This window comes from Streptomyces sp. NPDC007983 (assembly GCF_042958345.1).
GTDB lineage: Bacteria > Actinomycetota > Actinomycetes > Streptomycetales > Streptomycetaceae > Streptomyces.
The window spans coordinates 312,651-332,782 of the sequence record NZ_JBIBJI010000005.1 but is presented as its reverse complement, the minus strand read 5'-3'; the positions used below and the strand labels follow the sequence as shown (position 1 = coordinate 332,782).

The window sequence follows — 20,132 nt, the reverse complement described above, 5'->3', positions numbered from 1 at the left end:
TCGCCGCGGAATGCCGCCCTGGCAGAGTCAGCAGCCGGGGCCGATCGGCGGAGACGAGGTCAGGGCGAGCGCAGCGACCCGCAGTTCTGTCGCCCACGTCCGCAGGTCAAGCCCCAACGTGTACTCGATGCAGCACCCGCATTGCGGGAGCAGCGATACGAACGATTGCTCCTTCTCGGATTCGACCTCCGTCTCCCACCAGTCATCCGTCGCCAAGTCGGCGGGAGCGATTTCACCATTGACCAGCCTCGCCGCCAGTCGGCGCAGAGCATGGCGTCGTGCAAGGCCCTGATCTGGCAACTCGATTCCGGCCTCGGAAAGTGCTTGCTCGAACGCGTGACGGATATCGCGGGCATCCGCGTTGCGAGGTAACCCGGCGAGCTCGCACAGTGTCGGGGTGTCCAGCCCTGCCGCCAGTGCCTGGGCAGCAACCATCGGCAGATCCTCCGGGCGGATCTCATCCGCCCGATAACGGCACGCCGCCTCACTCAGAGACCTGAGGCCACTGTGCGTCGGGGTTCCCGGTTCCGGTGTCGTTCCTGCTGCTCCCATGGCTCGTACGATGCCACCATCGTGCACAGGTCCGAGAGCCTGTTGTTCGAGGACAGCTGGAACGTCGACGAGCTGTGGACGCCGCGGCGCCGCGACCTCACGGCTGTCGGGGCAGCGGCCGACACGACAGGCGTAACGCGGTGTGATCGAGCCTGTGCATCGAGTTCGTACAGTGGGCCCATGTGGCGCCTTCCGCAAGCCGGTACCCTCGCCGTCCTCAAGCTTCCGGCTGCCCTGTTGCTGGTCACCCTTGTGCTGGTGGGCTTCGGCACGCTCCTGTCAGCGGGTGGTCTGACCGTGCTGACGGTGCACCCCACGCGAACGGTTACCCCGAATCCCACCGACACGGACACCACGTCCGGCCCGCCGACCTCACCGCCCACCACGCCGCCGACCTCGCCCGTCACATCCCCACCTACCTCATCGCCCACTTCACCGCAGTCCGCGCCCGCCACGCCCGGCCCCGCGTCGGGCCCACTGGCTCAGGACGCACAACAAGTGGTGGCCAATTCGGCGGCGCTGCTCACCGCCTGGATCGGGCTGATCAGCCAGGTACTAGGGCTGCTGACGGCGATGATCGGCCTGGCCACCGCGGGCCGTCGTCCGACCACCGCCGAGCCCGCCGACGGCGGTGGATCCGATCCACCTGAGGACAGGAGACCTCGTCATCGGTGACCGCCGTGATGTCACGCCACTGGGCCCGCGAGAGGGGAACTTGCTCCTGATCCATTCAGGTGAGGCGGCAGGCAGCCTCCGCGTGCGAGCCCGGGCGGTGCGGTACGTAGTGCGGCATGGCCACTCACCCCGATCCCCCGCCTGACGCCGAGACCGTGACCCGCGAATCCCTGGCGAACCGCAAGGGATACAACGACCGCTTCCTGGGAACGGCTGTACCGCTGCCGGGTGCCTGCCGACCCTGGCATCGACACGGTGATCCTCCCGTACACCAACTTCAGTGTCGTCTTCCGCCCGGACCGGCGGCTGGCCGCGGCAACAGCCGTCACGATCGACGGCGCGAACCTCATCGATGTCCCGCGCAATGACGACTGACGCTTCGCCCCCCGCCTCCCCGAAGCCCAGCAGACCGGCCACCCCATCTACCAGGACAACCCCCTGGACAAGGGCCACCTGGTCCGCAGACTCGACCCGGTATGGGGCCCGGAAGCCTCCACAGCGGACCAGGACACTTCCACTACACGAACGCAGCTCCGCAGACGGACATCTTCAACCAGGGCAAGCAACTGGCAGGGTCTGGAGAACTTTCTGCTCGAGCACGCCGTAAACTTCCACCGCAAGTTGACGGTCTTCACCGGGCCGGTGCTCGAGGACTCCGATCCGCCCTACCGGGGCATCAAGGTCCCTCTCCGGTTCTGGAAGGTCGCAGCTCTCATGCAAGACGGGGACCCGGCGGCCACCGCCTACGTTCTGGACCAGAGCCCCGACCTCACCAAAGACGCCGCTGCCCAAGCCATGGCCGAAGCCGCTCGAGCAGGCGACCCTCCCCCGCTCGGCGCTTTCCGTACTTTCCAGGTACCCGTCCTGGACATCGCCGACCTCACCGGCCTGGACCTCGGCCCGCTGCCGGCCGCCGACCGGCTCCCCACGGGAGTGCGCGCAGCACGGCCTTGGACACTCCTGGAGTCGTACAACGACATCACCATGCCCATCCCGTAGAACGGCACATGAGGGCGGCCGAGCTCAAACTCCCCGGACCCGGTTCCTGCGCCCCGGCGGCCGCGAGGAGGGTGCGCCTGCCCTGAGGCCTTCCTGAAGAGATCGCCAATTTCTGCCCCTGGAACGGAGACGGTTCTTAATGAGGTGGATGGGCGCTGATCGCCGTGTCTGAGGCGGGAGTTGAGCGTTCGGTTCGATGTGGGGACGTCGCCGTGGATCGTGTCGGATGAGCTGTGGGACCGCCTGGAACCGCTGCTGCCGCAGTGTGAGCGGCGCTTTCGCTATTCGAACACGATGACGTACGGCCCGACCCGACCCACGGTCCAGGTGCAGCTCTATTCCACGATTGGCCCAGTTGGTCACTCTTCAAATGGATCACATGTCCGGGTCACTAGCTTCATAGGCTCGACACCAATGCGGCTGAGACCACGAGCGACCTCTGGAGGGGACCCCGAGGTCGATACTGGTGCCTGCTTTGGGTTTCCGGCCCGTACCTCCCGGTCGGCCGGACTGAATGAGAGGACAAAGATCTGCTGTGAAGGCGTGCGGAGTGTCCGGGGCCGATAAGGAAGTCGCCCTGCTGGAGTTGCCCGAACCGTCATCTCCCGAGGCCGGTCAGATCCTGATGGCGGTTGAGGCGGCCGGGGTCGGCCCGTGGGACGAACTGCTAAACGGCGCTGGTTGGGACGTGGGGCTGCGCCCCCCGGCGGCGCTGGGAGTGGAGGGCGCGGGCAAGGTGCTGGCCATGGGCGCGGGTGTCACCGGGTTTGCCGTAGGCGACCGGGTGCTCGCACACGAGGCCCCACTGCCCGGGGGAAGCGGCTTTTGGGCCGAACGCGTTCTGATCAACGCGGATCACACGGCAGCCTGCCCACCCGGGCTGGACGCCGCGCACGCGGCGGCGCTGCCGGTCAACGGACTCACCGCGTTGCAGGCCCTGGAGAAGCTGGGCCTCAGCCGAGGACAGCGGCTCCTGATCACCAACGGAGGCGGGGCCACCGGAGCCCTGGCCATCCAGCTCGCCGCGGCCAAGGGCATCGAGGTGACCGCGACCGCGTCTCCTGCCGCCGCAGAGCGCCTGCTCGGTCTGGGAGCGATGGAGGTCGTCGACTACCACGACCCGAACTGGTCGGCCAAGGTACGCGGCGGGTTCGACGCCGCCCTCATCATCGCCACCGGCACGGCGGACGCCGCCCTGCCTTTGGTGCGGGACGGCGGCCGACTGTGCTCCCTGACCTCGGACGCGCCTCCGGAGGAACGAGGCATCACGAGTTGGGACCTCTACGTCGAGCCCAACGCCGCGCAGCTTGTCCAGCTGGCGGAGCAGGCCGCCGCGGGGACCTTGAAACTCGCACCGGAACCCCTGCCGCTGAGCGAGGGACCGGCTGCGTTCGCCCAGGTGGTTACCGGACGGGCCGGCGGTAAGAAGATCGTGCTCACCCGAGCATGACCCGACGGGGCACCGCCCGATCCCGATGCTGGGCCACGGTGCCCGCCAGGCGCGATCGAGAAGTCGTCAGACTGAGGGTGGGCGACCGAGGAGATGCTGACGCGGCATATCTCGCCGCCTGCCGCACGTCAGCCGGAACATCACCCGATGCAGAGCCCTCGAGCGACAGGCCGAGGTTGGTGAGCCGGTAGCGGACGGCGGGCGGCACGGTGGGTTCCACATGGCGGGCCGCCAGGCCGGCGCGAACCAGGCCCTGCGGAGTAACGGAGAGCATCTTCCGGGAGATGCCCGGCATACGACGGCGCAACTCCGCGGCGGTTACCGCGTTGCGGTGGCCAGTGCCGCGCGGATGGCGTCCTCGCCGACCGGCTGGCCCTTCTCGTTCGAGAACGGCCCGTACGGTGTTCCCCACACCGGCGTGCCCGTCGCCTGCCGCCAGCTGTCGGCCAGGGTTCCCGCGTCTACCACGCTGTAGCCGATGGAGTCGATGAATTCGGTCACCGCCGCCTTCGCCGGCGCGGAGTCCCCGGCGATCGGCAGGTAGGAGCGGTCGGCCGCCCCTGCCGGGCGGGCGAGTGACAGCAGGTGCTTGAAGAAGGTGTTGTTGAACGCCTTTACGAGCATGGCGTCCGGGACGTACCGCAGAAGCAGCTCGCTTGAGGTGAGGGACTTGCTGTCGAGCTCGGGGATGTGCCCGTCACGCTCGGGGCCGTAGTTGCAGGTGTCGATGACCGTCTTCCCGGCCAGTGGCGCGGCGGGCACGTGGGGGAAGGCGCTCACCGGCACCGTGACCACGACGATGTCACCGGCCGCCGCGGCCTCTTCGCTCGTCGCCGCGGACGCCTGCGGCCCCAGTTCCTCGGCCGTGTCCGCGAGCGTTTCGGGACCGCGCGAGTTGCTGAGCACCACCTGGTGCCCGGCCTCGATGGCGAGCCGCGCGATGGTACTGCCGATGTATCCGCTTCCGATGAATCCCACAGTCGTCATATTCTCGACGTCCCTTCAGAAGAGCCGAACCCTTGTCATTTGCCGGGCTCGTTTCGATTCGGGTCCCTGACGTCAGCCGGCGGAGAAGTAATGGCCGTTGTCCAGATCGGCGAGCAGGCTGGGTTGAGCGGGTTCCCAGCCGAGGGTCCGGCGGGTGATGAGGTTGGACGCCGGGTAGCTCTGCGTGACGATATTCGTGAGGAACCCGAAGTACCCCGGCGTCATCAGGGCATCGTTGGGAACGCTCACGGCGGGCAGGCCCAGGCGGCCGGCGATGGCCTCGGCGATGTCGCGGAACGGGATGCCCCCGTCCTCGACCGCGTGCCAGTATTTGCCGGCCGGCCCCTTCTCCAGCGCCAGGCGGAACAAGGTGGCGGCATCGCGGATGTGCACGGCGTTCCACAGGTTCGCGCCGTCTCCGGGGTAGCCGACGAAGCCCTTCTCCTTCGCGAGCGCGATCAGCGTGGGGAGGAAGCCGGCACGATCGGTCGTGCTGTGGGCGATGGTGGCAATCCGCACGACCGAAGACCGCACCCCCTGCTCGGCGAGATCGACAACGGCCCTTTCCACGACGTTGCGGACCCGCAAGGTGCCCTTGTGCTCCTCGCCAGCGGGGAGGGCCGGGTCCTCCTCGGTGGCCGGCCGCTCCAGGTTCCCGGGCGAGCCGATGCTTCCCGCCGTGACCAGCGGCTTTCCGGTTCCCGCGAGTGCCTCGCCGTACGCGAGCATGATCGGGAGCTCCGCAGCGGCCACGGCGTCCATCCCGCCGGAGGGCAGCAGGTCTTGCCGGTGCGCGACGTGGATGACGCCGTCGGAATCCGCAGCTGCCTCCTTGAGCCCGTCGAGATCCTGAAGGTCGCCGCGGCGCACCTTCGCGCCGAGCGCGGACAGGGCCGCCGCGGCCGTGTCCGATCGGGCCAGGCCGGTGACCTCGTGCCCGGCGGCGATGAGCTCGGGGATGATGTACGAACCGGAATGGCCGGTCCCGCCAGTGACGAAAACGCGCATGCTACTGGTCCTTGTGATTGATGTGGCGCGAGAAGTGGTGGTGCGGGCGCGCTCAGGCAGACGTGTTGACGCCGAGGGTGAAGTTGAAGCTTCCCGCGCCATAGCGGCCCAGGCCGATCATCACCAGGCCCGTTCCCTCCAGCCAGCGCGCCATTGTCAGGGGGCCGGTGTCCATCGGCCGCAGCCCGAGGCTTTCTATGAATGCCGACACAGTCGCCTTGGCCTCGGCGGCGTCGCCGGCGATGAGCACGTCCAGCGGGTTGCCCTGCGCCAGCATGTGACCGAAGACGGTGTTGAACGCCTTCACGACGTGCGCGCCGACGGGGGCGACCTTGGCGATCTCCTGCGCGCCGGAACTGCCTTCGGGGGTGACAAGGCCCTGGGAATCGGGGGAGACGGGATTGGTGATGTCGATGATGACCTTGCCGTGTAGTGCGTCCCCGTACTCGCTCACCACCGCCGCCGCGCTGGCGTACGGCACGGCGAGGACAACGATGTCCCCGGCCGGGGCGGCGCCGACCGTCCCGACAGTGGCGCCGCCGAGCGCGGCGGCCAATTCCTTGGCCTTGGCCGGGTCGCGGCCGATGATCTCGACGGCGTTGCCGCCGCCGAGCGCCCGGTCGGCCAGGGCACTGGCCATGTTCCCCAGGCCGATAATGCTGATGCTGCTCATTGGTGTGCCTGCTTTCTGGAGCTGGGATAGGACGCCACGCCCACCCCGTCGTCGTCAACGGTTGTGTCGTCGACGCTGTCGAAATGACGCGATGGACGGCACTCAATTTCTGATGTGCTCATTCTGAGCCTGGGCCCTGCTATCAAGTTCCGATAGCGAATTCTTGTGCCGAATCCACTTCGCCCCCATCAGGTACCTATTCAGGTTGCCATTGGCCTGAGCGGGTGTCCAAGACCTCTTTTAGCCCCGGTGATACCTTGGAGGCATCGCCGGACCGAAAGGCTCCATGGATCTGGACCTGCGCAAAATGCGTTACTTCGTCGCCGTGGCCGACGAGTTGCACTTCGGCGGCGCCGCCGACGAGCTGCATATCGCGCAGCCGGTGCTCAGCCGACAGATCCGCGCGCTCGAGCAGGATCTCGGCGCCTCACTGTTCACCAGGGATCGCCACGGCGTAGCGCTGACCGACGCGGGCCGACAACTGCTGGCCGACGCCGGTCCGCTGCTCGCCTCCGCGCACGCGGTCCGCCGCCGGGTGTCCGCGGCCGCCCGCGGCAGCCGGCGGCTGATGGTCGGTTTCCGGGCCGGCATCCCGGTCATCCCGGCGGCGCGGGCGTTCGAGGCCCGGCACCCGGACGTGGTCGTGGACGTGCAGCGGATCGAAGGGGACGACCAGGCCCCGATGCTGCTCGACGGCCGCATCGACGTCGGCTTTGTGCGGCTGCCCATTGACGAGGCCGGCCTGCGCGTCACCCCGCTGTACACCGAGCCGCGGGTGGTGGTGCTGCCCGCCGGCCACCGGTTGGCCGGCAAGGAGGAGGTCACCGAGGCCGAGCTGGCCGGCGAACCGCTCATCTGGCATGCCGACCCGAGTACGCAGCCCACCAGGCGCCCGCACCCTAACGCCGGGTACCTGGTGCGCGGGGCGGACGAGACGCTCGAGCATGTCGCGGCCGGCCGGGGCATCTCGTTCCTGGCCCGTTCGGCGACCGTGTTCTACTCACATCCAGATGTCAGCTATGTACCCATCCCGGACCTGGCGCCTGACCAGGTGTGCCTCGCGGTGGCGGCATCGCGCACCTCGCCGGTGGTCGATGACTTCTTCACCGCGGCTCAGGCGACGGCCGAGATCACGGCAGAATGTGGGAACTATGAAATGTGGCAGCTTGGAGGCGATGCAATTTCAAAGCAAGGTTGAGCACTCCGACTGACAACAGCAGCGCCAACAGGGGCACGCGGTCACAGCAATGGCGAAGGCATTCAGCTCGGGAGCGGAGGCGAAGTTGGCGCACAGTGAGAATCGACATCGTCGCACGGATGCGCCTGTCGTCCCGCAAGGAATCCCCCACCCCTTCGCCCCAACTCATCGTGTCACCGGCAGCATTGATGTGTCCCGGCGGGGAGGATGCCAGCTCCCACTGACAACCTGTTCTGAGCCCCCGGACGCGGGTGCTCAGTATGCTGGAATCAGAGCGGGTCCTGGACCAAGTCCACCGCGGTGAACTTGAGAATGATCAAGCTGTCGGGCTCCTCGGCGGGCTCCGGATGGCGGTGGTGGTGACGACCGCTGCGGCGTGCGGCGAAGACCGTACCGTCCAGCCCTGGTCAGAACCCGTGGGCAAGCCTGTGGGGCTTGCCGACACCTCTTCTCCGCGATAGCCGGGCCTGGCGGGTGCCTGTCGCCATTTCCAGCGCACCAGACGACGGTGCCACGTCACCAGTGTCCCCGGGGTGACCAGCCGACGGCGGCGCAAGGCGGATGGCAGGTGCTTGGCGAGAGCGGTGAACACGGCACGATCAGCCCACGAGAACCGCGGCCGCTCAACCTGCCGGCGCAGCACAGCAAGCTCATGACGAAGCACGAGGATCTCGGCGTTGTTCGCGACGGTCGATCGGCCAGCACGAGGAGGCAGCCCAGTAGTCGGCAGAAGACCAGGTAGAGCAGTCGCAGACCCACGATCATTGATCATGCCCACATTCAGACGATCGCAAAGCCCCAGGTCAACCACCGTACGGTAATAAAGACACCCTTCAGGCGGTGCCAGGGCAGAAGCGTGCCCGGGCCAAGAATTCAAATACCGCTGGTTGATCACTCTGCAATGGACAGAGACACCGTCCTAGGCAGCGGGAGGCAACCGAGCTCGTCGATGATCAAGAGGCTGGGTACGTCGAAGAACGGCATGCGGGTCTTCCAGCAGCTTTGGCGGCGCAGGAGATGATTGTCGGTGGCATCGGCCGAGTGCCAGCTGGAGAGAACCTGTCGGCGTCGGGCTGTTCCCCCGAGAGCCACAGCCCAGGGGCTGGGGATGTGGCGCATCAGACGTGCTGCCCGGCGTCGATCAGGGCGAGGGCGTTGCTAATCCCCTGATCGAGGAGCTGATTGGCGAGTTGGCTGTCGGTCAAGGCACGCGAAAGTTGCAGTGTCCCGGCCATCAGGGCGAGGAGGCTGAGCGCCTTCACACGTGCGGAGGACGGGGCCTCGGGCGCCATGCGGTCGGCAATGCCGTCGATGAGGACCAGCACGCCGTCGGTGTACGCCTGCCTGGTTGTGTCGGTACAGCGCCCGATCTCGTCGAGCAGAGCGGCGTTGGGGCAGCCGTCGCCGAGGCTGGCGCGGTGCTGGGGCGACAGGTACCCGCGCACGATCTGCTCGAGTCCGGCACGGCCAGGCGCAGCCCGTGCGACGACGTTCTCGGCCTGCGCCTTCAACTGGTCGGCGATTGCCGTGGTGACGAGGTCATCTTTGGATTCGAAGTGAGCATAGAAGGCTCCATTGGTCAGCCCCGCGTCCTTCATGAGCGTCGAGACCCCGGAGCCGTCGATACCGTCTTGCTTGAACCGGCGGCCCGCCGTCTCGATGATCCGCCGCCTCGTCTTCCACTTGTGCTCTTTTCCGTACCGCACCACAGCACACACTCCTTCGCCGGCCGGAAGGACCAGTCGCCCTTCACCGACGTCGCCAGTCTATGGTATTGCGAACGTAATCCAAAGAGTCGGCAGCGGCGACGGTCGGCCGCCTCCTCGCCAGTTGCCCTCTGCGGCAAGAACGGCGAGCGAGCGTCGGGCTTTCATCAGTGAGGGCAGCCACGGACTCAGCGACTGAACTCGCCCTCGTCGGCGCGGCTCATGGTGACGGCCGTCACCATGAGCCGCGCCGACGAGGGCGAGTTCAGTCGCTGAGTCCGTGGCTGCCCTCACTGATGAAAGCCCGACGCTCGCTCGCCGTTCTTGCCGCAGAGGGCAACTGGCGAGGAGGCGGCCGACCGTCGCCGCTGCCGACTCTTTGGATTACGTTCGCAATACCATAGACTGGCGACGTCGGTGAAGGGCGACTGGTCCTTCCGGCCGGCGAAGGAGTGTGTGCTGTGGTGCGGTACGGAAAAGAGCACAAGTGGAAGACGAGGCGGCGGATCATCGAGACGGCGGGCCGCCGGTTCAAGCAAGACGGTATCGACGGCTCCGGGGTCTCGACGCTCATGAAGGACGCGGGGCTGACCAATGGAGCCTTCTATGCTCACTTCGAATCCAAAGATGACCTCGTCACCACGGCAATCGCCGACCAGTTGAAGGCGCAGGCCGAGAACGTCGTCGCACGGGCTGCGCCTGGCCGTGCCGGACTCGAGCAGATCGTGCGCGGGTACCTGTCGCCCCAGCACCGCGCCAGCCTCGGCGACGGCTGCCCCAACGCCGCTCTGCTCGACGAGATCGGGCGCTGTACCGACACAACCAGGCAGGCGTACACCGACGGCGTGCTGGTCCTCATCGACGGCATTGCCGACCGCATGGCGCCCGAGGCCCCGTCCTCCGCACGTGTGAAGGCGCTCAGCCTCCTCGCCCTGATGGCCGGGACACTGCAACTTTCGCGTGCCTTGACCGACAGCCAACTCGCCAATCAGCTCCTCGATCAGGGGATTAGCAACGCCCTCGCCCTGATCGACGCCGGGCAGCACGTCTGATGCGCCACATCCCCAGCCCCTGGGCTGTGGCTCTCGGGGGAACAGCCCGACGCCGACAGGTTCTCTCCAGCTGGCACTCGGCCGATGCCACCGACAATCATCTCCTGCGCCGCCAAAGCTGCTGGAAGACCCGCATGCCGTTCTTCGACGTACCCAGCCTCTTGATCATCGACGAGCTCGGTTGCCTCCCGCTGCCTAGGACGGTGTCTCTGTCCATTGCAGAGTGATCAACCAGCGGTATTTGAATTCTTGGCCCGGGCACGCTTCTGCCCTGGCACCGCCTGAAGGGTGTCTTTATTACCGTACGGTGGTTGACCTGGGGCTTTGCGATCGTCTGAATGTGGGCATGATCAATGATCGTGGGTCTGCGACTGCTCTACCTGGTCTTCTGCCGACTACTGGGCTGCCTCCTCGTGCTGGCCGATCGACCGTCGCGAACAACGCCGAGATCCTCGTGCTTCGTCATGAGCTTGCTGTGCTGCGCCGGCAGGTTGAGCGGCCGCGGTTCTCGTGGGCTGATCGTGCCGTGTTCACCGCTCTCGCCAAGCACCTGCCATCCGCCTTGCGCCGCCGTCGGCTGGTCACCCCGGGGACACTGGTGACGTGGCACCGTCGTCTGGTGCGCTGGAAATGGCGACAGGCACCCGCCAGGCCCGGCTATCGCGGAGAAGAGGTGTCGGCAAGCCCCACAGGCTTGCCCACGGGTTCTGACCAGGGCTGGACGGTACGGTCTTCGCCGCACGCCGCAGCGGTCGTCACCACCACCGCCATCCGGAGCCCGCCGAGGAGCCCGACAGCTTGATCATTCTCAAGTTCACCGCGGTGGACTTGGTCCAGGACCCGCTCTGATTCCAGCATACTGAGCACCCGCGTCCGGGGGCTCAGAACAGGTTGTCAGTGGGAGCTGGCATCCTCCCCGCCGGGACACATCAATGCTGCCGGTGACACGATGAGTTGGGGCGAAGGGGTGGGGGATTCCTTGCGGGACGACAGGCGCATCCGTGCGACGATGTCGATTCTCACTGTGCGCCAACTTCGCCTCCGCTCCCGAGCTGAATGCCTTCGCCATTGCTGTGACCGCGTGCCCCTGTTGGCGCTGCTGTTGTCAGTCGGAGTGCTCAACCTTGCTTTGAAATTGCATCGCCTCCAAGCTGCCACATTTCATAGTTCCCACATTCTGCCGTGATCTCGGCCGTCGCCTGAGCCGCGGTGAAGAAGTCATCGACCACCGGCGAGGTGCGCGATGCCGCCACCGCGAGGCACACCTGGTCAGGCGCCAGGTCCGGGATGGGTACATAGCTGACATCTGGATGTGAGTAGAACACGGTCGCCGAACGGGCCAGGAACGAGATGCCCCGGCCGGCCGCGACATGCTCGAGCGTCTCGTCCGCCCCGCGCACCAGGTACCCGGCGTTAGGGTGCGGGCGCCTGGTGGGCTGCGTACTCGGGTCGGCATGCCAGATGAGCGGTTCGCCGGCCAGCTCGGCCTCGGTGACCTCCTCCTTGCCGGCCAACCGGTGGCCGGCGGGCAGCACCACCACCCGCGGCTCGGTGTACAGCGGGGTGACGCGCAGGCCGGCCTCGTCAATGGGCAGCCGCACAAAGCCGACGTCGATGCGGCCGTCGAGCAGCATCGGGGCCTGGTCGTCCCCTTCGATCCGCTGCACGTCCACGACCACGTCCGGGTGCCGGGCCTCGAACGCCCGCGCCGCCGGGATGACCGGGATGCCGGCCCGGAAACCGACCATCAGCCGCCGGCTGCCGCGGGCGGCCGCGGACACCCGGCGGCGGACCGCGTGCGCGGAGGCGAGCAGCGGACCGGCGTCGGCCAGCAGTTGTCGGCCCGCGTCGGTCAGCGCTACGCCGTGGCGATCCCTGGTGAACAGTGAGGCGCCGAGATCCTGCTCGAGCGCGCGGATCTGTCGGCTGAGCACCGGCTGCGCGATATGCAGCTCGTCGGCGGCGCCGCCGAAGTGCAACTCGTCGGCCACGGCGACGAAGTAACGCATTTTGCGCAGGTCCAGATCCATGGAGCCTTTCGGTCCGGCGATGCCTCCAAGGTATCACCGGGGCTAAAAGAGGTCTTGGACACCCGCTCAGGCCAATGGCAACCTGAATAGGTACCTGATGGGGGCGAAGTGGATTCGGCACAAGAATTCGCTATCGGAACTTGATAGCAGGGCCCAGGCTCAGAATGAGCACATCAGAAATTGAGTGCCGTCCATCGCGTCATTTCGACAGCGTCGACGACACAACCGTTGACGACGACGGGGTGGGCGTGGCGTCCTATCCCAGCTCCAGAAAGCAGGCACACCAATGAGCAGCATCAGCATTATCGGCCTGGGGAACATGGCCAGTGCCCTGGCCGACCGGGCGCTCGGCGGCGGCAACGCCGTCGAGATCATCGGCCGCGACCCGGCCAAGGCCAAGGAATTGGCCGCCGCGCTCGGCGGCGCCACTGTCGGGACGGTCGGCGCCGCCCCGGCCGGGGACATCGTTGTCCTCGCCGTGCCGTACGCCAGCGCGGCGGCGGTGGTGAGCGAGTACGGGGACGCACTACACGGCAAGGTCATCATCGACATCACCAATCCCGTCTCCCCCGATTCCCAGGGCCTTGTCACCCCCGAAGGCAGTTCCGGCGCGCAGGAGATCGCCAAGGTCGCCCCCGTCGGCGCGCACGTCGTGAAGGCGTTCAACACCGTCTTCGGTCACATGCTGGCGCAGGGCAACCCGCTGGACGTGCTCATCGCCGGCGACGCCGCCGAGGCCAAGGCGACTGTGTCGGCATTCATAGAAAGCCTCGGGCTGCGGCCGATGGACACCGGCCCCCTGACAATGGCGCGCTGGCTGGAGGGAACGGGCCTGGTGATGATCGGCCTGGGCCGCTATGGCGCGGGAAGCTTCAACTTCACCCTCGGCGTCAACACGTCTGCCTGAGCGCGCCCGCACCACCACTTCTCGCGCCACATCAATCACAAGGACCAGTAGCATGCGCGTTTTCGTCACTGGCGGGACCGGCCATTCCGGTTCGTACATCATCCCCGAGCTCATCGCCGCCGGGCACGAGGTCACCGGCCTGGCCCGATCGGACACGGCCGCGGCGGCCCTGTCCGCGCTCGGCGCGAAGGTGCGCCGCGGCGACCTTCAGGATCTCGACGGGCTCAAGGAGGCAGCTGCGGATTCCGACGGCGTCATCCACGTCGCGCACCGGCAAGACCTGCTGCCCTCCGGCGGGATGGACGCCGTGGCCGCTGCGGAGCTCCCGATCATGCTCGCGTACGGCGAGGCACTCGCGGGAACCGGAAAGCCGCTGGTCACGGCGGGAAGCATCGGCTCGCCCGGGAACCTGGAGCGGCCGGCCACCGAGGAGGACCCGGCCCTCCCCGCTGGCGAGGAGCACAAGGGCACCTTGCGGGTCCGCAACGTCGTGGAAAGGGCCGTTGTCGATCTCGCCGAGCAGGGGGTGCGGTCTTCGGTCGTGCGGATTGCCACCATCGCCCACAGCACGACCGATCGTGCCGGCTTCCTCCCCACGCTGATCGCGCTCGCGAAGGAGAAGGGCTTCGTCGGCTACCCCGGAGACGGCGCGAACCTGTGGAACGCCGTGCACATCCGCGATGCCGCCACCTTGTTCCGCCTGGCGCTGGAGAAGGGGCCGGCCGGCAAATACTGGCACGCGGTCGAGGACGGGGGCATCCCGTTCCGCGACATCGCCGAGGCCATCGCCGGCCGCCTGGGCCTGCCCGCCGTGAGCGTTCCCAACGATGCCCTGATGACGCCGGGGTACTTCGGGTTCCTCACGAATATCGTCACGCAGAGCTACCCGGCGTCCAACCTCATCACCCGCCGGACCCTCGGCTGGGAACCCGCTCAACCCAGCCTGCTCGCCGATCTGGACAACGGCCATTACTTCTCCGCCGGCTGACGTCAGGGACCCGAATCGAAACGAGCCCGGCAAATGACAAGGGTTCGGCTCTTCTGAAGGGACGTCGAGAATATGACGACTGTGGGATTCATCGGAAGCGGATACATCGGCAGTACCATCGCGCGGCTCGCCATCGAGGCCGGGCACCAGGTGGTGCTCAGCAACTCGCGCGGTCCCGAAACGCTCGCGGACACGGCCGAGGAACTGGGGCCGCAGGCGTCCGCGGCGACGAGCGAAGAGGCCGCGGCGGCCGGTGACATCGTCGTGGTCACGGTGCCGGTGAGCGCCTTCCCCCACGTGCCCGCCGCGCCACTGGCCGGGAAGACGGTCATCGACACCTGCAACTACGGCCCCGAGCGTGACGGGCACATCCCCGAGCTCGACAGCAAGTCCCTCACCTCAAGCGAGCTGCTTCTGCGGTACGTCCCGGACGCCATGCTCGTAAAGGCGTTCAACAACACCTTCTTCAAGCACCTGCTGTCACTCGCCCGCCCGGCAGGGGCGGCCGACCGCTCCTACCTGCCGATCGCCGGGGACTCCGCGCCGGCGAAGGCGGCGGTGACCGAATTCATCGACTCCATCGGCTACAGCGTGGTAGACGCGGGAACCCTGGCCGACAGCTGGCGGCAGGCGACGGGCACGCCGGTGTGGGGAACACCGTACGGGCCGTTCTCGAACGAGAAGGGCCAGCCGGTCGGCGAGGACGCCATCCGCGCGGCACTGGCCACCGCAACGCGGTAACCGCCGCGGAGTTGCGCCGTCGTATGCCGGGCATCTCCCGGAAGATGCTCTCCGTTACTCCGCAGGGCCTGGTTCGCGCCGGCCTGGCGGCCCGCCATGTGGAACCCACCGTGCCGCCCGCCGTCCGCTACCGGCTCACCAACCTCGGCCTGTCGCTCGAGGGCTCTGCATCGGGTGATGTTCCGGCTGACGTGCGGCAGGCGGCGAGATATGCCGCGTCAGCATCTCCTCGGTCGCCCACCCTCAGTCTGACGACTTCTCGATCGCGCCTGGCGGGCACCGTGGCCCAGCATCGGGATCGGGCGGTGCCCCGTCGGGTCATGCTCGGGTGAGCACGATCTTCTTACCGCCGGCCCGTCCGGTAACCACCTGGGCGAACGCAGCCGGTCCCTCGCTCAGCGGCAGGGGTTCCGGTGCGAGTTTCAAGGTCCCCGCGGCGGCCTGCTCCGCCAGCTGGACAAGCTGCGCGGCGTTGGGCTCGACGTAGAGGTCCCAACTCGTGATGCCTCGTTCCTCCGGAGGCGCGTCCGAGGTCAGGGAGCACAGTCGGCCGCCGTCCCGCACCAAAGGCAGGGCGGCGTCCGCCGTGCCGGTGGCGATGATGAGGGCGGCGTCGAACCCGCCGCGTACCTTGGCCGACCAGTTCGGGTCGTGGTAGTCGACGACCTCCATCGCTCCCAGACCGAGCAGGCGCTCTGCGGCGGCAGGAGACGCGGTCGCGGTCACCTCGATGCCCTTGGCCGCGGCGAGCTGGATGGCCAGGGCTCCGGTGGCCCCGCCTCCGTTGGTGATCAGGAGCCGCTGTCCTCGGCTGAGGCCCAGCTTCTCCAGGGCCTGCAACGCGGTGAGTCCGTTGACCGGCAGCGCCGCCGCGTGCGCGGCGTCCAGCCCGGGTGGGCAGGCTGCCGTGTGATCCGCGTTGATCAGAACGCGTTCGGCCCAAAAGCCGCTTCCCCCGGGCAGTGGGGCCTCGTGTGCGAGCACCCGGTCGCCTACGGCAAACCCGGTGACACCCGCGCCCATGGCCAGCACCTTGCCCGCGCCCTCCACTCCCAGCGCCGCCGGGGGGCGCAGCCCCACGTCCCAACCAGCGCCGTTTAGCAGTTCGTCCCACGGGCCGACCCCGGCCGCCTCAACCGCCATCAGGATCTGACCGGCCTCGGGAGATGACGGTTCGGGCAACTCCAGCAGGGCGACTTCCTTATCGGCCCCGGACACTCCGCACGCCTTCACAGCAGATCTTTGTCCTCTCATTCAGTCCGGCCGACCGGGAGGTACGGGCCGGAAACCCAAAGCAGGCACCAGTATCGACCTCGGGGTCCCCTCCAGAGGTCGCTCGTGGTCTCAGCCGCATTGGTGTCGAGCCTATGAAGCTAGTGACCCGGACATGTGATCCATTTGAAGAGTGACCAACTGGGCCAATCGTGGAATAGAGCTGCACCTGGACCGTGGGTCGGGTCGGGCCGTACGTCATCGTGTTCGAATAGCGAAAGCGCCGCTCACACTGCGGCAGCAGCGGTTCCAGGCGGTCCCACAGCTCATCCGACACGATCCACGGCGACGTCCCCACATCGAACCGAACGCTCAACTCCCGCCTCAGACACGGCGATCAGCGCCCATCCACCTCATTAAGAACCGTCTCCGTTCCAGGGGCAGAAATTGGCGATCTCTTCAGGAAGGCCTCAGGGCAGGCGCACCCTCCTCGCGGCCGCCGGGGCGCAGGAACCGGGTCCGGGGAGTTTGAGCTCGGCCGCCCTCATGTGCCGTTCTACGGGATGGGCATGGTGATGTCGTTGTACGACTCCAGGAGTGTCCAAGGCCGTGCTGCGCGCACTCCCGTGGGGAGCCGGTCGGCGGCCGGCAGCGGGCCGAGGTCCAGGCCGGTGAGGTCGGCGATGTCCAGGACGGGTACCTGGAAAGTACGGAAAGCGCCGAGCGGGGGAGGGTCGCCTGCTCGAGCGGCTTCGGCCATGGCTTGGGCAGCGGCGTCTTTGGTGAGGTCGGGGCTCTGGTCCAGAACGTAGGCGGTGGCCGCCGGGTCCCCGTCTTGCATGAGAGCTGCGACCTTCCAGAACCGGAGAGGGACCTTGATGCCCCGGTAGGGCGGATCGGAGTCCTCGAGCACCGGCCCGGTGAAGACCGTCAACTTGCGGTGGAAGTTTACGGCGTGCTCGAGCAGAAAGTTCTCCAGACCCTGCCAGTTGCTTGCCCTGGTTGAAGATGTCCGTCTGCGGAGCTGCGTTCGTGTAGTGGAAGTGTCCTGGTCCGCTGTGGAGGCTTCCGGGCCCCATACCGGGTCGAGTCTGCGGACCAGGTGGCCCTTGTCCAGGGGGTTGTCCTGGTAGATGGGGTGGCCGGTCTGCTGGGCTTCGGGGAGGCGGGGGGCGAAGCGTCAGTCGTCATTGCGCGGGACATCGATGAGGTTCGCGCCGTCGATCGTGACGGCTGTTGCCGCGGCCAGCCGCCGGTCCGGGCGGAAGACGACACTGAAGTTGGTGTACGGGAGGATCACCGTGTCGATGCCAGGGTCGGCAGGCACCCGGCAGCGGTACAGCCGTTCCCAGGAAGCGGTCGTTGTATCCCTTGCGGTTCGCCAGGGATTCGCGGGTCACGGTCTCGGCGTCAGGCGGGGGATCGGGGTGAGTGGCCATGCCGCACTACGTACCGCACCGCCCGGGCTCGCACGCGGAGGCTGCCTGCCGCCTCACCTGAATGGATCAGGAGCAAGTTCCCCTCTCGCGGGCCCAGTGGCGTGACATCACGGCGGTCACCGATGACGAGGTCTCCTGTCCTCAGGTGGATCGGATCCACCGCCGTCGGCGGGCTCGGCGGTGGTCGGACGACGGCCCGCGGTGGCCAGGCCGATCATCGCCGTCAGCAGCCCTAGTACCTGGCTGATCAGCCCGATCCAGGCGGTGAGCAGCGCCGCCGAATTGGCCACCACTTGTTGTGCGTCCTGAGCCAGTGGGCCCGACGCGGGGCCGGGCGTGGCGGGCGCGGACTGCGGTGAAGTGGGCGATGAGGTAGGTGGGGATGTGACGGGCGAGGTCGGCGGCGTGGTGGGCGGTGAGGTCGGCGGGCCGGACGTGGTGTCCGTGTCGGTGGGATTCGGGGTAACCGTTCGCGTGGGGTGCACCGTCAGCACGGTCAGACCACCCGCTGACAGGAGCGTGCCGAAGCCCACCAGCACAAGGGTGACCAGCAACAGGGCAGCCGGAAGCTTGAGGACGGCGAGGGTACCGGCTTGCGGAAGGCGCCACATGGGCCCACTGTACGAACTCGATGCACAGGCTCGATCACACCGCGTTACGCCTGTCGTGTCGGCCGCTGCCCCGACAGCCGTGAGGTCGCGGCGCCGCGGCGTCCACAGCTCGTCGACGTTCCAGCTGTCCTCGAACAACAGGCTCTCGGACCTGTGCACGATGGTGGCATCGTACGAGCCATGGGAGCAGCAGGAACGACACCGGAACCGGGAACCCCGACGCACAGTGGCCTCAGGTCTCTGAGTGAGGCGGCGTGCCGTTATCGGGCGGATGAGATCCGCCCGGAGGATCTGCCGATGGTTGCTGCCCAGGCACTGGCGGCAGGGCTGGACACCCCGACACTGTGCGAGCTCGCCGGGTTACCTCGCAACGCGGATGCCCGCGATATCCGTCACGCGTTCGAGCAAGCACTTTCCGAGGCCGGAATCGAGTTGCCAGATCAGGGCCTTGCACGACGCCATGCTCTGCGCCGACTGGCGGCGAGGCTGGTCAATGGTGAAATCGCTCCCGCCGACTTGGCGACGGATGACTGGTGGGAGACGGAGGTCGAATCCGAGAAGGAGCAATCGTTCGTATCGCTGCTCCCGCAATGCGGGTGCTGCATCGAGTACACGTTGGGGCTTGACCTGCGGACGTGGGCGACAGAACTGCGGGTCGCTGCGCTCGCCCTGACCTCGTCTCCGCCGATCGGCCCCGGCTGCTGACTCTGCCAGGGCGGCATTCCGCGGCGAGGCACGTCGTTCTGCGCTGCTGCAAGACCTGGCGGACCAGCGGTGCGCTTGCCGAGTACCTCGTCCGTGCAGGTCATGCGGCATGTCTTTATGCGTGGAGGATGCCGCCGAGGCGGTCGTGGCGTCGTATGCCGAGGTGGCTGAGCTTGTCCGGGTCGTCGATTGGTGTGGGCAGTGGGTGTAGCGGTCGGGCGTTCGCGATGCCTTGGTGCGGTCGATGGGAGTTGTAGAACTCCTCGAACTCCCGTAGGGCGCGGAGGAGGTGGCGCTGGTTCCAGATCAAGGTCCGGTCCAGGAGTTCGTGTCTGCAGGTCTGCACCCACCTTTCCGCGATCGAGTTCATTCTCGGCATCTGGATGCCGGTGAGGACGACCTCGATCCCCGTGTCATTGAGGACAGCGTCGAACAGGGCGGGGAACTTCCCGTCCCTGTCTCTGATGATGAATCGTGCCCGGCAGCCGATGTCCTCGAGGCCCATGACCAGGTTCTTCGCCGTCTGTGTGACCCAGGATGTGGTCGGGTGTGCGGTGGCACCAAGGATCCGGATGCGGCGGCTGCTGCGTTCGATCACCGCGAGTACGTACATCCGCGCGCCGGACAGGGTGACCGCTTCAAAGACGTCACAGGCAAGGAGGGCGTCGGCTTGGGAACGCAGGAAGTCGGCCCACGTGCTGGAGCTCCGGTCGGGCGCCGGATCGACGCCGGCATCCTTCAGGATCTTCCAGACGGTCGAGGCGGCCACCTTCACCCTCAGCACGAGTAACTCGCCGTGCAGCCGTCTGTACCCCCACTGCGGATTTTCCCTCACCAGACGCAGCACCAGAATCCGGATGGACCGCGCTGTACGAGGTCGACCGGGTCGCTTGGGACGCGATAAGGCGGCATGACGGCGCCTGACGAGGTCGCGATGCCAGCGCAGCACCGTGTCAGGACGCACGGGCAACCGCACACGCCGCAGGGCGGGCAACAGCATCCGGTGCAGCAGCGCCGCCAGGAACGCCCGATCGCTCGGCGTGAACCGTACTCGATCACTGCCGAGTTGGCGCTCGAGCACTGTGATCTGATGGCGGAGGGCCAGGATCTCCGCAACTTTGTTCCGGTCGCTCATCGGCAGCAGACGCAGCAGCGCGAACGCGTTGGTCACTGCCGGGTAGGCCAGTCGCAGCAGCACG

General features: G+C 67.4%; 21 protein-coding genes and 4 pseudogenes. 12 read left to right on the top strand and 13 right to left on the bottom strand.

All coding sequences use genetic code 11. The features are described 5' to 3' along the window. Positions 1-27: 27 nt before the first annotated feature. A complete protein-coding gene (locus ACFZCY_RS18430; protein WP_391174354.1) occupies positions 28-435 on the bottom strand; it encodes a hypothetical protein in 408 nt (135 codons plus the stop codon). Between the two features lie 615 nt (positions 436-1,050). On the opposite strand from ACFZCY_RS18430, the gene ACFZCY_RS18425 reads away from it, so the two are divergent. The 5 genes and pseudogenes from ACFZCY_RS18425 (at position 1,051) to ACFZCY_RS18405 (ending at position 3,676) form a co-directional block, all read left to right on the top strand. Then, a complete protein-coding gene (locus ACFZCY_RS18425; RefSeq protein ID WP_391174357.1) occupies positions 1,051-1,227 on the top strand; it encodes a hypothetical protein in 177 nt (58 codons plus the stop codon). 228 nt (positions 1,228-1,455) lie between these two features. Beyond that, on the top strand, positions 1,456-1,602 hold the full coding sequence (locus ACFZCY_RS18420; protein ID WP_391174360.1) for a hypothetical protein: 147 nt from the start codon (positions 1,456-1,458) through the stop codon (positions 1,600-1,602). A gap of 45 nt (positions 1,603-1,647) precedes the next feature. Then, positions 1,648-2,226, top strand: a complete 579-nt coding sequence (locus ACFZCY_RS18415; RefSeq protein WP_391174439.1) for a DNA/RNA non-specific endonuclease — start codon at positions 1,648-1,650, stop codon at positions 2,224-2,226. Between the two features lie 168 nt (positions 2,227-2,394). Next, a pseudogene (locus ACFZCY_RS18410) lies at positions 2,395-2,511 on the top strand (IS5/IS1182 family transposase); the annotation flags it as partial. 265 nt (positions 2,512-2,776) lie between these two features. Continuing rightward, on the top strand, positions 2,777-3,676 hold the full coding sequence (locus ACFZCY_RS18405; protein WP_391174363.1) for a zinc-binding dehydrogenase: 900 nt from the start codon (positions 2,777-2,779) through the stop codon (positions 3,674-3,676). Positions 3,677-3,830: 154 nt separating this feature from the next. Here ACFZCY_RS18405 and ACFZCY_RS18400 read toward each other — a convergent pair. From ACFZCY_RS18400 to ACFZCY_RS18385, 4 genes and pseudogenes are all read right to left on the bottom strand, one after another. Further along, a pseudogene (locus ACFZCY_RS18400) lies at positions 3,831-3,998 on the bottom strand (winged helix-turn-helix transcriptional regulator); the annotation flags it as partial. After that, positions 3,995-4,654 (bottom strand): NAD(P)-binding domain-containing protein, encoded by a 660-nt coding sequence (locus ACFZCY_RS18395; RefSeq protein WP_391174435.1) that lies wholly within the window; start codon positions 4,652-4,654, stop codon positions 3,995-3,997. The gene ACFZCY_RS18395 and the pseudogene ACFZCY_RS18400, both read right to left, overlap by 4 nt. Positions 4,655-4,735: 81 nt before the next feature. Then, positions 4,736-5,671 (bottom strand): NAD-dependent epimerase/dehydratase family protein, encoded by a 936-nt coding sequence (locus ACFZCY_RS18390; RefSeq protein WP_391174366.1) that lies wholly within the window; start codon positions 5,669-5,671, stop codon positions 4,736-4,738. 52 nt (positions 5,672-5,723) lie between these two features. Next, complete coding sequence (locus ACFZCY_RS18385; RefSeq protein ID WP_391174368.1) at positions 5,724-6,344, bottom strand: NAD(P)-binding domain-containing protein; 621 nt, start codon at positions 6,342-6,344, stop codon at positions 5,724-5,726. Between the two features lie 286 nt (positions 6,345-6,630). Between ACFZCY_RS18385 and ACFZCY_RS18380 the strand changes: the two genes are divergently transcribed. Further along, on the top strand, positions 6,631-7,542 hold the full coding sequence (locus tag ACFZCY_RS18380) for a LysR substrate-binding domain-containing protein (RefSeq protein ID WP_391174371.1): 912 nt from the start codon (positions 6,631-6,633) through the stop codon (positions 7,540-7,542). A gap of 1,118 nt (positions 7,543-8,660) precedes the next feature. Here the strand turns inward: ACFZCY_RS18380 and ACFZCY_RS18375 are convergent. Next, complete coding sequence (locus ACFZCY_RS18375) at positions 8,661-9,251, bottom strand: TetR family transcriptional regulator (protein WP_391174374.1); 591 nt, start codon at positions 9,249-9,251, stop codon at positions 8,661-8,663. Between the two features lie 458 nt (positions 9,252-9,709). On the opposite strand from ACFZCY_RS18375, the gene ACFZCY_RS18370 reads away from it, so the two are divergent. After that, positions 9,710-10,300: a TetR family transcriptional regulator gene (locus ACFZCY_RS18370; RefSeq protein ID WP_391174374.1), complete on the top strand. Its 591-nt coding sequence runs from the start codon at positions 9,710-9,712 to the stop codon at positions 10,298-10,300. 1,118 nt (positions 10,301-11,418) lie between these two features. Here ACFZCY_RS18370 and ACFZCY_RS18365 read toward each other — a convergent pair. Further along, positions 11,419-12,330: a LysR substrate-binding domain-containing protein gene (locus ACFZCY_RS18365; protein ID WP_391174371.1), complete on the bottom strand. Its 912-nt coding sequence runs from the start codon at positions 12,328-12,330 to the stop codon at positions 11,419-11,421. 286 nt (positions 12,331-12,616) lie between these two features. Between ACFZCY_RS18365 and ACFZCY_RS18360 the strand changes: the two genes are divergently transcribed. The 4 genes and pseudogenes from ACFZCY_RS18360 to ACFZCY_RS18345 form a co-directional block, all read left to right on the top strand. Continuing rightward, a complete protein-coding gene (locus ACFZCY_RS18360) occupies positions 12,617-13,237 on the top strand; it encodes an NAD(P)-binding domain-containing protein (protein ID WP_391174368.1) in 621 nt (206 codons plus the stop codon). 52 nt (positions 13,238-13,289) lie between these two features. Further along, the gene (locus tag ACFZCY_RS18355; RefSeq protein WP_391174366.1) at positions 13,290-14,225 is read left to right on the top strand and encodes an NAD-dependent epimerase/dehydratase family protein; all 936 of its coding nucleotides are present in this window, start codon (positions 13,290-13,292) and stop codon (positions 14,223-14,225) included. Positions 14,226-14,306: 81 nt separating this feature from the next. Then, positions 14,307-14,966 (top strand): NAD(P)-binding domain-containing protein, encoded by a 660-nt coding sequence (locus ACFZCY_RS18350; protein ID WP_391174435.1) that lies wholly within the window; start codon positions 14,307-14,309, stop codon positions 14,964-14,966. Further along, positions 14,963-15,130: pseudogene (locus tag ACFZCY_RS18345) on the top strand (winged helix-turn-helix transcriptional regulator); the annotation flags it as partial. The gene ACFZCY_RS18350 and the pseudogene ACFZCY_RS18345, both read left to right, overlap by 4 nt. Positions 15,131-15,284: 154 nt before the next feature. Here the strand turns inward: ACFZCY_RS18345 and ACFZCY_RS18340 are convergent. The 5 genes and pseudogenes from ACFZCY_RS18340 to ACFZCY_RS18320 all read right to left on the bottom strand — a co-directional run bounded on the left by ACFZCY_RS18340 (position 15,285) and on the right by ACFZCY_RS18320 (position 17,910). Continuing rightward, entirely contained in the window at positions 15,285-16,184 is a 900-nt protein-coding gene (locus ACFZCY_RS18340; RefSeq protein WP_391174363.1) for a zinc-binding dehydrogenase, read from the bottom strand. Between the two features lie 265 nt (positions 16,185-16,449). Further along, positions 16,450-16,566, bottom strand: a pseudogene (locus tag ACFZCY_RS18335) (IS5/IS1182 family transposase); the annotation flags it as partial. 168 nt (positions 16,567-16,734) lie between these two features. Beyond that, positions 16,735-17,295, bottom strand: coding sequence for a DNA/RNA non-specific endonuclease (locus ACFZCY_RS18330; protein ID WP_391174432.1), 561 nt, complete (start codon positions 17,293-17,295; stop codon positions 16,735-16,737). Positions 17,296-17,358: 63 nt separating this feature from the next. Then, positions 17,359-17,505: a hypothetical protein gene (locus ACFZCY_RS18325; protein ID WP_391174360.1), complete on the bottom strand. Its 147-nt coding sequence runs from the start codon at positions 17,503-17,505 to the stop codon at positions 17,359-17,361. Between the two features lie 228 nt (positions 17,506-17,733). Next, positions 17,734-17,910: a hypothetical protein gene (locus tag ACFZCY_RS18320; protein WP_391174357.1), complete on the bottom strand. Its 177-nt coding sequence runs from the start codon at positions 17,908-17,910 to the stop codon at positions 17,734-17,736. Between the two features lie 615 nt (positions 17,911-18,525). On the opposite strand from ACFZCY_RS18320, the gene ACFZCY_RS18315 reads away from it, so the two are divergent. Next, entirely contained in the window at positions 18,526-18,933 is a 408-nt protein-coding gene (locus tag ACFZCY_RS18315; protein WP_391174354.1) for a hypothetical protein, read from the top strand. 115 nt (positions 18,934-19,048) lie between these two features. Here the strand turns inward: ACFZCY_RS18315 and ACFZCY_RS18310 are convergent, their stop codons facing one another. Then, positions 19,049-20,131 carry an integrase core domain-containing protein gene (locus tag ACFZCY_RS18310; protein WP_391174352.1) on the bottom strand — a complete coding sequence of 361 codons (1,083 nt, stop codon included), beginning with the start codon at positions 20,129-20,131 and terminating at the stop codon, positions 19,049-19,051. Position 20,132 lies beyond the last annotated feature (1 nt).